Origin of the sequence: Micromonospora sp. FIMYZ51 (genome assembly GCF_038246755.1) — a bacterium.
GTDB lineage: Bacteria > Actinomycetota > Actinomycetes > Mycobacteriales > Micromonosporaceae > Micromonospora.
The window spans coordinates 572,641-587,377 of the sequence record NZ_CP134706.1; the positions used below are offsets into that span (position 1 = coordinate 572,641).

The following is a 14,737-nucleotide window of genomic DNA, read 5'->3' on the forward strand; positions in this document are numbered from 1 at the left end:
CCGTCCCGGCTCGGGCGTCGACCGGGCGGCGGCCCTGATTCCGATTTCTGAATCGTCGGCGAGGTGACGGTGACGCTCGAACAGTCAGCTGCGACATCGGGTGGCGAGGAGCACCACGGCATGTCGCTCCACGAGGTGGTGCTGCTGCTGGAGACGGATCCGCAGCGCGGTCTGAGCAGTGCGGAGGCCGCTCGGCGGCTGGACCGGTACGGCCCCAACGTGCTGCCCGCCGCTGGTGGCGGCAGCCTGCTGCGCCGGATCCTGCGGCAGTTCCACAATCCGCTGATCTACGTGCTGATCGCCGCCGCTGTGGTCACCGCGGCTCTCGCGGAGTACGTCGACTCCATGGTGATCCTCGCGGTGGTGCTGATCAACGCGGGTATCGGCTACGCCCAGGAGTCCCGGGCCGAGGCGGCGTTGGACAGCCTACGGTCGATGGCGCGTACCGAGGCTCGGGTGTTCCGGGACGGCGAACCGCGGACGGTCTCCTCCGACGAGTTGGTCCCCGGCGACCTGGTGGCGTTGGAGGCGGGCGACAAGGTCCCGGTGGATCTACGCCTGGTTCGGCTGGTCGAGCTGCGCGTCGACGAGTCGGCGTTGACGGGTGAGTCGGTCCCGGTGGACAAGCTGGAGGTGGAACTGCCGGTCGGTACCCCGGTGGCCGACCGACGCAACATGGTCTGGTCGGGCACCCTCGTCACGGCCGGCAACGGAGCCGGGATCGCGGTGGCCACCGGTGCCGGAACCGAGCTGGGAAAGATCCACCGCCTGGTCGGCGCGGCGGAGACGTTGGCCACCCCGCTGACCCACAAGCTGGCCCGGTTCAGCAAGGTGCTGACCGTGGTCATCCTGTTGCTGGCGGCGGTGACCTTCGCGGTGGGCCTTTTGCGTGGCCAGGACGCGGTCGAAACGTTCACCGCCGCCGTGGCGCTCGCCGTCGGTGCGATACCCGAGGGATTGCCGGCGGCGGTCACCATCACCCTGGCCATCGGCGTGACCCGGATGGCCCGTCGACGGGCGGTGATCCGCCGCCTGCCGGCGATCGAGACGCTGGGCAGTACGACGGTCGTGTGTTCGGACAAGACCGGCACCCTCACCGAGAACCAGATGACGGTGCGAGCGCTGTGGACCCCCGACGGCGGCTACGAGGTGACCGGCTCGGGTTACCGGCCGGAGGGAGAGATTCGCGACGACGGCCGGGCCGGCGTGGCGGACAATGCGGCGCTGCGCTGGACCCTGCTGGCGGGAGCGGGGTGCAATGACGCCCGGGTGCGTGAGCAGGACGGTGAGTGGACGCTGACCGGTGACCCGACCGAGGGCGCGATGCAGGTGGTCGCGACCAAGGCGGGCGTCGACCACGATCAGCTGTCCGCCGACTATCCGCGCCGGGACGCGATCCCTTTTGACTCCAAGCGGCAGTACATGGCGACGTTGCACGACGAGCGACCGGCAGGACGCACGGTGGTCCTGGCCAAGGGTGGTGTCGAGCGGATCGTGTCGATGTGCCGCGCCGAGATGGGGGCCGACGGGGAACTCCGCCCGCTGTGCGCCGACGCCGCCCTGCGCGCGGCCGAGGAACTGGCCGGCCGAGGACTACGGGTGCTCGCCACCGCCGTACGCCCACCGGATGGTCCGCAGGACGGTTTCGACGAGGTCGCCCTGCCCGGCACGCTGGTCCTCACCGGCTTGCAGGCGATGCTCGACCCACCCAGGAGGGCCGCCGCTCCGGCGGTGCGGGCGTGCCACACCGTAGGCATCGGAGTCAAGATGATCACGGGCGACCATGCGGCGACGGCCGGTGCCATCGCCCGCCAGCTCGGCCTGCTCGACGAGGACCGGCCGGCCCGGGTGGTCACCGGCGCGGACCTCGACGGGCTGCCCGCCGAGGGCTTCGCCGACGCGGTGGACCGGGCCGTCGTCTTCGCCCGGGTCTCCCCGGAACAGAAACTCCGCCTGGTCGAGACGCTCCAGCAGCGCGGTCACGTCGTCGCGGTGACCGGCGACGGGGTCAACGACGCCCCGGCGCTGCGGCAGGCGAACATCGGCATCGCCATGGCGCGCTCCGGCACCGAGGTGGCCAAGGAGGCCGCCGACATGGTCCTCACCGACGACGACTTCGCCACCATCGAGGCCGCGGTGGAGGAGGGGCGCGGGGTCTTCGACAACATCACCAAGTTCATCGTCTGGACCCTGCCGACGAACCTGGGCGAAGGGCTGGTCGTGCTGGTCGCGATCGTGCTGGGTACCACACTGCCATTGCTGCCCACCCAGATTCTGTGGATCAACATGACCACCGCCGTCCTGCTCGGCCTGATGCTGGCGTTCGAGCCGAAGGAGCGCGGCATCATGAAACGCCCGCCCCGCGACCCGGGCCGATCCCTGCTGACGGGTGCGTTGACGATCCGGATCCTGCTGGTGGCCGGCCTGCTGGTGGCAGGCGCGTGGTGGGTGTTCCAGTGGGAGCAGTCGATCGGCGCGGATCTCGCGCAGGCGCGTACCGCCGCGCTGAACCTCTTCGTGGTGGTCGAGATGTTCTATCTGTTCAGCTGCCGGTCGCTGACCCGCTCGGCATGGCGGATCGGGTTCTTCGCCAACCGGTGGTTGCTGCTCGGGGTGGTCGCCCAGGCCGCCAGCCAACTCGCCATCACATATCTGCCGCCGATGAACACGATCTTCGGCACCGCACCGATCGGGCCGGCGGTCTGGCTCCGCATCCTGGCGGTCGGGGCGATCGTCGCCGTCGTGGTGGCCGTGGACAAGCGGCTGCGTGGTGATCTGCGCTCGTAGCCGGTCGGCGAACCAGGTCACAGCGCGAGCACCAGGTACGCGACGGTGAAGTAGATGATCAGCCCGGTCGCGTCGACAAGCGTGGTGACCATCGGTGCGGAGACCACGGCCGGGTCGATGCGCAGACGCTTGGCCAGCAGCGGCATGGTGGCCCCGACAGCGGCTGCCCAGGCGCAGATCAGCACCAGCGAGATCCCGACCACCAGGGCGATCTGGGCATCGACCACGACCGCGCCGACGACCAGGCCGACCAGCGCCAGCAGGGAGCCCAGCAGCAGACCGACCCGGGCCTCCCGCCAGATCAGCCTCGGCAGGTCCGAGCCGCGCAGCTCGCCGAGGGCGAGAGCGCGTACGGCCGAGGTGGTGGCCTGGGCCCCGGCGTTGCCGCCGGTGCCGACGAGCAGCGGGATGAACAGGGCCAGCGCGGTGACCTGTGCCAGGGTGGTCTCGAAGACCTGGAGGACGTTGACCGTGAGCACCGAGGCGACGATGAGCAGCAGGAGCCAGGGGGCGCGGGAGCGGGCCAGCCGCCACACGCTTACCGCCATGTAGTGCCCCGGCCAGGGCGCGGTGCCGGCCTGGCGGGCCACGTCCTCGGTGTCCGCAGCCTCGATGATCTCCATCGCGTCGTCGATGGTGAGCAGGCCGACCAGGCGGTCCTCGCTGTCGATGACGGGGAGCGCGAGGAGGTTGGTCTCCCGCATCAACCGGGCGGCGTCCTCGGCCGGGTCGGTGGCCCGGACCCGGGGCACCTCGGTGTCGACCAGGTCGGCCACTGCCGCGTTCGCCGAGCTCAACACGAGGTCTCGCAGCTCCACCACGCCGACCAGGCAGCGGCCCGGGTCGACCACCGGCAGCACGTACACCGTCTCGGCGTCGGTGCCCTTCCGGCGTATCACGTCGAGGGCCTCGGCCGCGGTGACCTGGCGGGGCAGCGCGACCGTCTCCGGGGTCATGATCTGGCCGACCGAGCCCGGCGGGTAGCCCAGCAGCTCGGCGGTCATCTGCCGCTCGCGCGGCGACAGCCCGGCGAGCACCCGCCCGGCGACCTTGGCCGGCGCCTCGGTGAGCATCCGGGCCCGGTCGTCTGGGGCCATCGCCTCGACCAGGTCCCGGAATGCCTGGTCGCGCAGGCCGAGCAGGATGACCTGCTGGTCGACGGGCGCCAGTTCCTCGAACACCAGCAGGGCGCGGTCCTTGTCGAGCAGCCGGAACGGCACTCCGGCGGCCACGCCGTCGAGCCGGGCGAGCGCGTCGGCGATCTCGTGCGGTGGGTGGGTATCCAGCCACTGGCGGATCAGGTCGAGGTCGTTGCGGTCGACGAGCTGCTGCAACGCCACGGTCATGCGATCACCTCCGCCAGTTTCGCCGCCGTCGCCGGGTAGTCGGATCTGGTCGGCCGCGCCGATCAGCCGATCTTGGTGGGCCGGATGATGCACACCTACCCAGCAGGCCCGGGGGCTGAACCGTTGGGCCGGTGAAGCGGGTCAGGACCACATGGCCTCGGCGACGGTGACCCCGACGAAGGCGGCACCGAGCGCGGCGCCGACGCTGACACCGGCGTTGATCAGCGCGTAGCGGTGGGCGCCGTCCTCGAAAAGCCGGACGGTTTCGTAGCCGAAGGTCGAGTAGGTGGTCAGCGCCCCGCACAGGCCGGTGCCGAGCAGGGCGACCAGGGAACCGGGTACCGCGCCGACGGCGGCGCCACCGATGAGCACGCCGAGGACGAGCGAGCCCACGACGTTGACGCTGAGGGTGCCCCAGGGAAACGCGGGACCGCACCGGGCCTGCATGGCCCGGTCGACCAGATAGCGCAGCGGCGCCCCGAGCGCGGCACCGAGCGCCACCAGGATGACAGTCATCCGCGGCTCCAGCGTCGCCCGGTGCCGGTGGCCAGGCGGGTAAGCGTCAGGCCCAGCCGGACCGCGACGAGCGCGGCGACGAGGGTGCCGGCGAGATACAGCAGTGCGGTCCGCGCCGCGCCGGCAGCCACCGCCTGCTGCACCTCGACGGCGTAGGTGGAGAAGGTGGTGTAGCCGCCGAGGACGCCGACGCCGAGGAAGGGCCGGACCAGTCGTGGCGCCCGCCAGAGCTCCGTGATCAGAACCATCAGCACGCCGATGAGCAGGCAGCCCGAGACGTTTACGGCGAAGGTGGCCCACGGGAAACCAGCGGGCGGGTGCGGAAGGGCCACCGCCAGCCCGTGCCGGGCCAGCGCGCCGACCGCACCGCCGACGGCGATCGCGGCGAGCAGGCTGGTGCTGCCGACCCGCAGCTCCGCGCGTTGGCGGGCAATGCCGAGGTCGACATCCGGATCGATCGGCGGTCGCTCAGGCTGCACCACTCCACCTCCCTGTCAGTGCACGGTATAGCGCCGCCGATCGCGTCGAGCGGGTGAGCCCGGGCTCGTTCCGGCCAGCGGTCCAGGCGATCGTCCGTCGTCATGTCTGCACGGTAAGTCCGTACCTGGGTACCGGATGCAAGCGGCGAACCGAGTGCACGTTTGGGCCGTTCGAGGGCGGGAACCGGGAGCGAACCCGGAGAGTCAGGAGCAGCGGATGAACGAGCCGGTGTCGGAGCCCGTCGGCGAGTTGGAACTCGTACATGCCTTCACCGGCCCGATGCCGACCGGGGTGAGCGTCTCGCACACCGGAAGGATCTTCGTCAACTTTCCACGCTGGGGCGACGAGGTGCCGGCCACGGTGGTCGAGCTGCGCGACGGCCGGGAGGTGCCGTTTCCGGACGAGGCATGGAACCAGCCGAGCGGCGACGACGACGCCGGGGCGTTCGTCTCGGTGCAGAACATCGTGGTCGATCCCGTCGACCGGCTCTGGGTGCTCGACACCGGCAGCCCGATGTTCCAGCCCACCCGGCCGGGCGGCCCCAAGCTGGTCCGGGTCGACCTGGACGGCAACACCGTCGCCCAGGTGATCACCTTCCCGCCGGACGTGGCGCTGCCCACCACGTACCTCAACGACGTGCGGTTCGACCTGCGGCGCGGGGAGGCCGGGATCGCGTACATCACCGACTCGGCGATCGCCGGGCCGAACGGGATCATCGTGGTCGACCTGGCCACCGGTGCGTCCTGGCGGCGGCTGCATGACCACCCGTCCACCAAGGCGGAGCCGCTGTCGGACTTCCGGCCGGTGGTGGAGGGCCGCCCGTTCCTGCAACGGCCGGCGGACGGACCCCCGGAACCGGTGACGATCGGCTCCGACGGCATCGCCATCTCCGCCGACGGCACCCGGCTCTACTACTGTGCGTTGGCCTCCCGCCGCTGGTACAGCGTGGCCACCGACGCCCTCGCCGACGCCTCGCTCAGCGAGGACGAGGTCGCCGCGACGGTGCTGCCCGAGGGGGACAAGGGCGGCGGGTCGGACGGGTTGGAGACCGACGACGCCGGGCGCATCTATCTCACCTCGTACGAGCAGAACGCGGTGCTGCGCCGCCGCCCGGACGGCGAATACGAGACCGTGGTGCACGATCCTCGACTGCTCTGGCCCGACACCATGTTCGTGGCCACCGACGGGTATCTCTACCTGACCGCCAACCAGTTGCACCGGCAGGCCAACTACCAGCGTGGCCGGGACCTGCGCCGCAAGCCGTACGCGCTGTTCCGCACCCGGATCGACGCCGGGCCGGTGCTGCTGCGCTGAGGTGCCCGACCCACTCGGTCAGGAGGGCGAACCAGCGCTGCCTCGTCGGCGCAGGAAGATCGCGCCGACCGCCAGGGCGACCAGCACCAGGCCACCGGCGAGCAGCGCGACCAGCAGGCCGGAGCCGCCGGACGACTCGCCCGCGGCGGGGCTGGCGGCAGCGGCGGAGGTGGGCGCGGTGGTCGGGGCTGCCGGCGTCGTCTCCGCCGGCTCGCTCGGCTGCGGGCTCGCGCTCGGGGAGGGCGCGGCGGTGGCGGTCGGATCGGCGACGGTGAACGTGTACGACCCCTGCACCGGGTGCCCGTCGAGGGAGACCACCCGATAGGCGACCGTGTAGACGCCGTTGTCCAGCGTCCCGTCGATGGTGATCGTGCCCTTGGTGCCGGAGACCTCCGGCTCGCTGGTGGCCACCGGCTGCTTGTCGGCGTCACTGAGCGTGATGGTGGTGAACTTCGGGTTCAGCTTCTGCATGAACTCCAGCGTCACCTTCTTCGGGGCGGTGTCGAGCTCGGCGTCCTGGGCGGGGGTCGCCTTGCGCAGGACGTTGTGCGCGTACGCGGGCGAGGCGGGTGCGACCAGCAGGGCCGCGACGGCCAGCGTGGCGGCCAGGCCGGCGACGAACGGGCGGCGGAGGTGGCGAAACATGGGTCCATTCTCCTCGTCAGTCGAGCAACTGCTGGCCGATCCAGCCGCCCTCCGGGCAGCCGGGCGGGACAGCGAAGACGGCGGAGCCGATCGGGGTGGTCCACTCGTTGAGCAGGTCCCGTTCGGCGAGCCGACGCTGGATGGGCAGGAACTGCTTGGCGATGTCCGCCTGGTACGACGCGAAGATCAGCCCGCTGTCGGCGGTGCCGTCGGCACCGGGCATTCCATCGTAGTTGTAGGGGCGCCGCAGGATCCGGAACCGGTCGTCGCTGACGTGCGCCCGGGTGAGGTGGGAAAAGTCCGGAATCACCGTCAGCCCGTCCGGGCCCAGCGCGGCGAAGTCCGGTTCGTCGTGTTCGGCCGTGCCGGTCAGCGGGGCACCGGTGTCCAGGCGTCGCCCGACGCTCAGCTCCCGGTCGGTGCGGCCAAGCAGGTCCCAGGTTTCCAGGTCCATCCTGATCCGCCGGACCACAAGGGTGGTGCCGTTGCGCAGCCAGCCCGGTCCGTCGGTGATCCAGACGGCGGTCGCCAGGGGTACGCCCGGCTTCGGGTTTGCCGTGCCGTCGAGCTGGCCGAACAGGTTGCGCTGGGTGCGGCCGGGTTCGGCACCGGCGGCCCGCCGGAAGCCCTGCTGCACCCAGCGGACGGTGGCGAACGGGCGGCTGTCCTTCACCAGCACCCGTTGGGCGTGGGCGACGGTGACCGGGTCGTCGGCGCAGATCTGCACCAGCAGGTCCCCGCCGGACCAGCGCGGTTGCAGCCGGTCGATCGGGAACGCAGGCAGGTCGACCACCGAGGGCGGGCGGCGGTCGTCAAGCCCGGCGGCGGTGAACAGGCCGGGGCCGAAGCCGAAGGTGACGGTGAGCCGGGCCGGTAGCAGTCCCAGCTCGGGTTCGGTGTCGGCCAGGGCCGGCTGACCCTGGGTGAGGCGGGCGGCGTCGTCGGAGAGCAGTCGCAGCATCCGGCCGAGGGCGGCCCGGTCGGTGCCGGTACGCAGGGTGAACGCCACGAACGCCGCGTGCGCCTGGGGCTCGGTGTCGATCCCGGACTGCCGTTCGCCGTGGAACGGCTCGACCGCCCCGCCCACGTTCGCGGCGACCGGCACCGGCTGGGGTGTGCGTACCTGCTCGGGACGGACGGCGGCGACCGAGGCGGCCCCGATCAGGGTGCCCCCGGCGGCCACGGCCCCGCCGGTGAGCAGGCCACGCCGGCTGACCCGGGTCACGGCGCGGGGCTGTGGCTGGCCGGCAGGTCGTGCGTCGGCTCGCCGTGGCCGGGGGCGTAGCTCTCCTGGGCGCCGGTGAACGGCTTGGCCACCGCAGTGAAGGTCTGCGTCCGGCCGTCGCCGAAGGTGAGGGTGAAGGTCACCTCGTCACCGGCCTTGACCGGCTGGGCGAGGTTCATCAGCATCAGGTGGTCGCCACCGGGCTCCAGCTTCTGCTCGCTGCGGGCCTTGATCACCACGCCGCCCGCCTTGGCCTGCATGACCATTTTCCCGTCCTGCATGGCCATCTCGTGCACCTCGACCGGCGAGATCTCGGTGGCCGCGCCGGTGAGGGTGACGTCGCTGTCGCTCTCGTTCACAAGCGTGGCGAACGCGCCCGTCATGCCCTCGTCGGCCGCCTTCACCCACGGATCGCGGACGGTGAGCACCCCGGCCTCGGCGCCCGGGGTGGCGGTTGCGGTGGCGGTGCCGGTCGGGTCGGGCGTACTGGTCGAGACGTCGTCGGACGCCCCGCAGCCAGCGACGAACGCGGCGAGAGCGGCCGCGGCGAACAGGGCGGTCGGGCGGGCGAGCCGGCCGGACGACGTGCTGGGCATGGACTTCCCCTCGAAGATCGATGTCGTCAGGTTGGTCGCCCCACCCCCGTCGAAAGTTCCCACCTCTGCCCCCACCCTCCTCCCCGCGCGATCTTGCACTTTCTGACCCCGCAAAGGCTAACTAAGCGGGCATAACGGCGACCAAAAGTGCAAGATCGACGGGGCGGGGGTGGGGGTGGGGTGGGGGACGGGGGTGAGGGGTGGGGGTGGGGGTGCGGGGGTTGGGGGGTTTGGGGTTGCAGATGCGGGGTTAGGGTGCGGGGGTGGCGGGGTTTCGGATGGGTGAGGCGGCGGATCTGCTCGGGGTGAGCGTGGACACGGTGCGTCGCTGGGTGGACGGAGGGCGGCTCGCCGCCAGGCGTGACGAGCACGGGCACCGGGTGATCGACGGCGTTGACCTGGCCTCGTTCGTCCGGGGCCAGGCCGGCGGGCCGGAGGGGCGTGCGCAGGAGTCCTCGGCGCGCAACCGGCTGCGCGGCATCGTCACCGCCGTGGTCAAGGACGCGGTGATGGCGCAGGTGGACATCCAGGCCGGCCCGTTCCGGCTGGTGTCGTTGATGAGCCGGGAGGCGGTCGACCACCTCGGCCTGGAGGTCGGCTCGGTGGCGGTCGCGGTGATCAAATCGACCACCGTCGTGGTGGAGAAACCTGCGGCACCGGCGGCGAGCCGGGGAAGGACCACCTGATGAGAGGCGTACGCCTGCGTACGGTCCTGGCCACGGCCACCGCGCTCGCGGTGGTGGCAGTGAGCGGGTGCGGCGGTGACGCCAGCGACCCGCCCGCCGGTGGCGACGGGATCGGCGGCGAACTCACCGTGTTCGCGGCTGCCTCGCTTACCGAGTCGTTCACCCGGCTCGGTCAGGACTTCGAGGCGGCTCACCGGGGGGTGAAGGTGGTCCTCAACTTCGCCGGCAGCTCCGCCCTGGCCAACCAGATCAACGAGGGCGCACCGGCCGACGTCTTCGCCTCCGCCGCCCCGGCCAACATGACCGCCGTCACCGAGGCGGGCAACGGCGACGGTGACCCGGTCACCTTCGCCCGCAACCAACTCGTCATCGCCGTGCCCAGGGGCAACCCGGATCAGGTGACCGGCCTGAGCGATCTCACCAGGCCCGGCACGAAGGTCGCACTCTGCGCCGAACAGGTGCCGTGCGGTGCGGCGGCGCGCCTGGCGCTGGCCGCCGCTGACGTCTCGCTCACCCCGGTCACGCTGGAACAGGACGTCAAGGCGGCACTGGCCAAGGTACGGCTGGGCGAGGTCGACGCGGCGCTGGTCTACCGCACCGACGCCCGGGCCGCCGCCGACGAACTCGACGGGGTGGAGTTCCCCGAGTCGGCCGGGGTGACCAACGACTATCCGATCGTCGTGCTGCGGGAGTCGACAAACAAGACGACCGCCCGGGCGTTCGTCGAGTACGTCCGTGCCGACGCCGGTCGCGGCGTACTCACCACGGCCGGGTTCCAGGTGCCGTAACCGGTGTCCCGTCTCGATGGCGTGCCGTCACGACCGATCACGGTCGCGGCACCGGCTCGGCGTACCAGCCGGATCCCGGTGGCACTGCTGCTGCCCGCCGCGCTCGGGCTGCTCTTCCTCGTGCTGCCGCTGGTCGGGCTGCTCGCCCGCGCCCCGTGGAGCACGCTGCCGCAGCGGCTCACCGAACCGGCCGTGCTCACCGCGCTGCGGCTGTCCATCCAGAGCGCCACCCTCGCCACCCTGCTCTGCCTGGCTCTCGGCGTACCCCTGGCCTGGCTGCTGGCCCGCGTCGAGTTTCCCGGTCGCCGGCTGGTACGCGCCCTGGTCACCGTCCCGCTGGTGCTGCCGCCGGTGGTCGGCGGCGTGGCGCTGCTGCTGGTCTTCGGCCGACGCGGGCTGGTCGGCTCCTGGCTGGACGCGACGTTCGGCATCACGCTGCCGTTCACCACCACCGCGGTCGTGCTCGCCGAGGCGTTCGTCGCCATGCCATTCCTGATCATCGCCGTGGAGGGGGCGCTGCGTGGCGCCGACACCCGATACGAGGAGGCCGCAGCCACCCTCGGTGCCGGTCGCTGGACCACCTTCACCCACGTCACGCTGCCGCTCGTCGCGCCCGGGGTGGCCGCCGGAGCCGTACTCTGCTGGGCCCGCGCCCTCGGCGAGTTCGGCGCCACCATCACCTTCGCCGGCAACTATCCGGGCCGTACGCAGACCATGCCGGTGGCCGTCTATCTCGCCCTGGAGACCGACCTGGAGGCCGCGATCGTGCTCAGCCTGATCCTGCTCACCGTCTCCGTGGTGATTCTCGTAAGCCTGCGCGATCGCTGGGTCAGCGGATGACCCGCCGCGCCGATCCGCCGGCAGCGGCCAGCCCGCCGGTTGCGGCCAGCCCGCCGGTTGCGGCCGATCCGCCGGTTGCGGCCGATCCGCCGGCGGTGGCGGGCCGGCCTCTGCTCGACGCCCGTCTGGTGGTGGAGCGGGGCGGCTTCCGGCTGGACCTGCCGCTGACCATCGACTCGGGCGAGGTAGTCGCGTTGCTCGGGCCCAACGGTGCCGGCAAGACCACCGCCCTGCGTGCCCTCGCCGGCCTGCTCCCGCTCTCGGCCGGGCACCTCACCCTGGCCGGGCGGGAGCTGGACCATCCCGCCAGTCGGACGTGGCTTCCCACCGAGCGGCGGCCGATCGGCGTGGTATTCCAGGACTACCTGCTCTTCCCGCACCTCAACGCACTTGACAATGTGGCCTTCGGCCCGCGTCGGCAGGGTCTGGGCCGGCAGCAGGCCCGGCACCAGGCGGCCGACTGGCTGGCCCGGATGGGGCTGACCGAGCACGCCCGCCGCAAGCCCCGGCAGCTCTCCGGTGGGCAGGCCCAGCGGGTGGCGCTCGCCCGCGCCCTCGCCGTCGAGCCGGCGCTGCTGCTGCTCGACGAGCCGCTGGCCGCCCTCGACGCGCGTACCCGGCTGGACACCCGAGCCCAACTGCACCAGCACCTCGCCGCCCATCCGGGAGCCACCCTGCTGGTCACCCACGACCCGCTCGACGCCCTGGTCCTCGCCGACCGGCTGGTCATCGTGGAGGACGGTCAGGTGGTCCAGGCGGGCAACGCCGCCACCATCACCGCCCAGCCCCGCACCGACTACGTGGCCCGGCTGGTCGGGCTCAACCTCTATCGGGGCCGGGCCAGCGGGCAACGGGTCCGGCTCGCCGACGACTTCGGGCTGACCACCGGCGATCGGCACGACGGCGAGGTCTTCGTGGCCTTCCCGCCCTCGGCCGTGGCCCTGCACCCGCGCCAGCCCGACGGCAGTCCCCGCAACACCTGGCCGGCCACCATCGCCGGGGTGCAGCGGCACGGCGACAACCTGCGCATCCAGCTCACCGGTCCGATCGAGGTGGCGGCCGACGTCACCCCGGCCGCCGCCGCCCAACTGCGGCTTGTTCCCGGGCAGCGGGTCTGGGCCGCGGTGAAGGCCGCCGAGACCCGCGCCTATCCCGCCGCCTGACCCGCGCCGCACCAGTACCTGATCTCCCGTCGGGGCTTCCCGGACCTGACGTCAGCCCGGTGGGCGCAGGTGGACCCGGCGTAGCAACTGGGCGTTGAGCGCGACGACGATCGTGGAGGCGGACATCAGCACCGCGCCGACGGCCGGGCTGAGCGTCACCCCGGCCCAGGCCAGGACACCGGCGGCCAGCGGCAGCGCGACCACGTTGTAACCGGCGGCCCAGGCCAGGTTCTGGAGCATTTTCCGGTACGCGGCCCGGGACAGCCGGATCACCCCGGTCACGCCGCGTGGGTCGGAGGAGGCGAGCACCACCCCGGCGGACTCGATTGCCACGTCGGTGCCCGCCCCGATGGCGATGCCGACGTTCGCCCGAGCCAGGGCGGGAGCGTCGTTGACCCCGTCGCCCACCATCGCCACCCGCAGTCCCCGGCGTTGCAGGTCCGCCACCGCGTCGTCCTTCTCCGCCGGCAGCACCTCCGCGAAGACTTCGTCCTCGCCGGGGCGGAATCCCAGGTCGGCGGCGACCGCCTGGGCGACCGGACGGGCGTCCCCGGTGATCATGACGATCTTCCGGACGCCCTGCTCGCGCAGGTCGGCGATGGCCTGGCGGGCCTCCGGCCGCACCTCGTCCTCTAAGGCGAGCGCGCCGAGCACCCGGGCCCGGTCGTCGTCGAGCCGCAGCAGGTACAGCACCGCGGCTCCCCGGCGGGACCAGTCGTCCCGTCGGCCGGCGAGGTCTGCCGGGACGGTGACGTCGAGCTCCCGCAGCAGCGCCGGGCCGCCGACGGCGTAGCCGGTCCCGTCGACCTCGGCGCGCACGCCACGGCCGGTAAGCGACTGGAAACCCGTCGCGGTCGGCCGGCCACCCCGCGCCGCTGCGGCGGCGACGATCGCCCGGGCCAGCGGATGCTCGCTGTCCGCCTCCACCGCTGCGGCGAGTGCGAGTACGTCCGCCTCGCCGTTGCCGGCGGTGAGGTCCGCGTCGCTCGTCGTTGCGCTGCCGGCGGCGGTGTTCGCCGCGCCGCTGCCGGTCGCGGCGACGCCGGTGACGACGTGTTCGCCCCGGGTCAGCGTGCCGGTCTTGTCGAACAGCACGGTGTCCACTGTGCGCATCCGCTCCAGGGCCAGCCGGTCCTTGACCAGGATGCCGCCCTTGGCGGCCACCGCCGTGGAGAGTGCGATCACCAGCGGAATGGCCAGGCCGAGCGCGTGCGGGCAGGCGATGACCAACACCGTCACCGTGCGGACTACCGCCTCGCCCAGGGTGCCGAGCACACTCCACACGGCGAGTGTGACAAGCGCGGTGGCGGTGGCGATGTAGAACAACCAGGCCGCGAAGCGGTCGGCCAGCACCTGGGCCCGGCCACTGGACTGCTGCGCCTGCGCCACCAGCCGCTGGATGCCGGCCAGTGCGGTGTCGTCGCCCACCGCGTCGACGCGTACCCGCAGTGCCGCGTCCGTGGCCACCGTGCCGGCCACCACCCGGTCGCCGGTCGACCGGGACACCGGCCTCGACTCGCCCGTGATCATTGACTCGTCCAACTCGGCCCGGCCGTGGACGATCTGCCCGTCCGCCGGCACCCGTCCACCGGGTCGCACCAGGACCAGGTCGCCGATGTGCAACTGGGTCACCGGCACCCGCTGCGGCTGGCCGTCCGGGTCGAGTCGTTCCGCGTCGTCGGGCAGGAGCGCGGCCAGCGCCGACAGGGCACCCTGGGCCTGCCCGATCGCCTTCATCTCCTGCCAGTGCCCGAGCAGCATGATCGTGACCAGGGCGGCCAGTTCCCACCAGAAATCCAGGTCGAACGCGCCGAGCGCGGTGGCCAGTGAGGCCACGTAGGCGACGGTGATCGCCATCGCGATCAGCAGCATCATGCCCGGCGCGCGGTCGGCGATCTCGCGCGCCGCGCCCTGGAGGAAGGGCCACCCGCCGTACGCGAACACCACCGTGCCCAGCACCGGACCGACCAGTTCGATCCCGGGAAAGTCCAGCCGGTAGCCGAACCAGTCCATCACCATGTGGCTGGTGACCACGATCGGTACGGTAAGCGCGAGGCTCAGCCAGAACTTACGACGGAACGCCTGCGGGTCATGTCCGGCATGCTTGTCATGCCCCCGGTGCGCAGCCGAGCCGCCATGCCCCTCGTGCCCGCCATGCATCTCAGCACCCCCTCCGTCCCTCACCATATACCCGGTGGGGGTATCGGGTGGCGGTAGATCTCTGCTGGCTAGGCATCCGCCTTGGGGCGGTCCGCGACCGGATTCGGGGAATCAGCCGGCCATAGCGGACGGGAGCGCATCTGGCATCGACTGTCCGGACTTTTATATATGACAATCGACGGTCCGAGTGT

At 72.0% G+C, this 14,737-nt stretch carries 13 protein-coding genes; 6 read left to right on the forward strand and 7 right to left on the reverse strand.

Annotation, left to right across the window (positions count from 1 at the left end):
• Nucleotides 1–120: 120 nt before the first annotated feature.
• The gene (locus QQG74_RS02810; RefSeq protein ID WP_341718724.1) at nt 121–2,787 is read left to right on the forward strand and encodes an HAD-IC family P-type ATPase; all 2,667 of its coding nucleotides are present in this window, start codon (nt 121–123) and stop codon (nt 2,785–2,787) included.
• Nucleotides 2,788–2,804: 17 nt separating this feature from the next.
• Here QQG74_RS02810 and mgtE read toward each other — a convergent pair whose 3' ends face one another.
• The 3 genes from mgtE to crcB (QQG74_RS02825) all read right to left on the reverse strand — a co-directional run bounded on the left by mgtE (nt 2,805) and on the right by crcB (QQG74_RS02825) (nt 5,131).
• Nucleotides 2,805–4,133, reverse strand: coding sequence for a magnesium transporter (gene mgtE / locus QQG74_RS02815; RefSeq protein WP_341718725.1), 1,329 nt, complete (start codon nt 4,131–4,133; stop codon nt 2,805–2,807).
• A 141-nt stretch (nt 4,134–4,274) separates the two neighbouring features.
• Nucleotides 4,275–4,649: a fluoride efflux transporter CrcB gene (crcB, locus tag QQG74_RS02820; protein WP_341718726.1), complete on the reverse strand. Its 375-nt coding sequence runs from the start codon at nt 4,647–4,649 to the stop codon at nt 4,275–4,277.
• Entirely contained in the window at nt 4,646–5,131 is a 486-nt protein-coding gene (crcB, locus tag QQG74_RS02825) for a fluoride efflux transporter CrcB (RefSeq protein WP_341718727.1), read from the reverse strand. The genes crcB (QQG74_RS02820) and crcB (QQG74_RS02825) overlap by 4 nt, the downstream gene beginning before the upstream one ends.
• A gap of 214 nt (nt 5,132–5,345) precedes the next feature.
• On the opposite strand from crcB (QQG74_RS02825), the gene QQG74_RS02830 reads away from it, so the two are divergent.
• Nucleotides 5,346–6,443: an L-dopachrome tautomerase-related protein gene (locus QQG74_RS02830; RefSeq protein ID WP_341718728.1), complete on the forward strand. Its 1,098-nt coding sequence runs from the start codon at nt 5,346–5,348 to the stop codon at nt 6,441–6,443.
• An 18-nt stretch (nt 6,444–6,461) separates the two neighbouring features.
• Here QQG74_RS02830 and QQG74_RS02835 read toward each other — a convergent pair whose 3' ends face one another.
• Genes QQG74_RS02835 through QQG74_RS02845 form a run of 3 tightly spaced genes read right to left on the reverse strand, consistent with a single transcriptional unit; the run spans nt 6,462 to nt 8,909 of the window.
• Nucleotides 6,462–7,088, reverse strand: coding sequence for a copper resistance CopC family protein (locus QQG74_RS02835; RefSeq protein ID WP_341718729.1), 627 nt, complete (start codon nt 7,086–7,088; stop codon nt 6,462–6,464).
• A 16-nt stretch (nt 7,089–7,104) separates the two neighbouring features.
• Complete coding sequence (locus tag QQG74_RS02840) at nt 7,105–8,313, reverse strand: Dyp-type peroxidase (protein ID WP_341718730.1); 1,209 nt, start codon at nt 8,311–8,313, stop codon at nt 7,105–7,107.
• A complete protein-coding gene (locus QQG74_RS02845; protein WP_341718731.1) occupies nt 8,310–8,909 on the reverse strand; it encodes a copper chaperone PCu(A)C in 600 nt (199 codons plus the stop codon). Before QQG74_RS02845 ends, QQG74_RS02840 begins: the two co-directional genes overlap by 4 nt.
• Before the next feature lie 263 nt (nt 8,910–9,172).
• Here QQG74_RS02845 and QQG74_RS02850 point away from each other — a divergent pair, with 263 nt between their 5' ends.
• Genes QQG74_RS02850 through QQG74_RS02865 form a run of 4 tightly spaced genes read left to right on the forward strand, consistent with a single transcriptional unit; the run spans nt 9,173 to nt 12,386 of the window.
• Entirely contained in the window at nt 9,173–9,595 is a 423-nt protein-coding gene (locus QQG74_RS02850; protein WP_341718732.1) for a TOBE domain-containing protein, read from the forward strand.
• Nucleotides 9,595–10,383, forward strand: a complete 789-nt coding sequence (modA, locus tag QQG74_RS02855; RefSeq protein WP_341718733.1) for a molybdate ABC transporter substrate-binding protein — start codon at nt 9,595–9,597, stop codon at nt 10,381–10,383. The genes QQG74_RS02850 and modA overlap by 1 nt, the downstream gene beginning before the upstream one ends.
• Before the next feature lie 21 nt (nt 10,384–10,404).
• Nucleotides 10,405–11,223, forward strand: coding sequence for an ABC transporter permease (locus QQG74_RS02860; RefSeq protein WP_341721114.1), 819 nt, complete (start codon nt 10,405–10,407; stop codon nt 11,221–11,223).
• Nucleotides 11,220–12,386 (forward strand): ABC transporter ATP-binding protein, encoded by a 1,167-nt coding sequence (locus QQG74_RS02865; RefSeq protein ID WP_341718734.1) that lies wholly within the window; start codon nt 11,220–11,222, stop codon nt 12,384–12,386. Before QQG74_RS02860 ends, QQG74_RS02865 begins: the two co-directional genes overlap by 4 nt.
• 51 nt (nt 12,387–12,437) lie before the next feature.
• Here QQG74_RS02865 and QQG74_RS02870 read toward each other — a convergent pair whose 3' ends face one another.
• Nucleotides 12,438–14,546 carry a heavy metal translocating P-type ATPase gene (locus tag QQG74_RS02870; protein WP_341718735.1) on the reverse strand — a complete coding sequence of 703 codons (2,109 nt, stop codon included), beginning with the start codon at nt 14,544–14,546 and terminating at the stop codon, nt 12,438–12,440.
• Between the last annotated feature and the right edge of the window lie 191 nt (nt 14,547–14,737).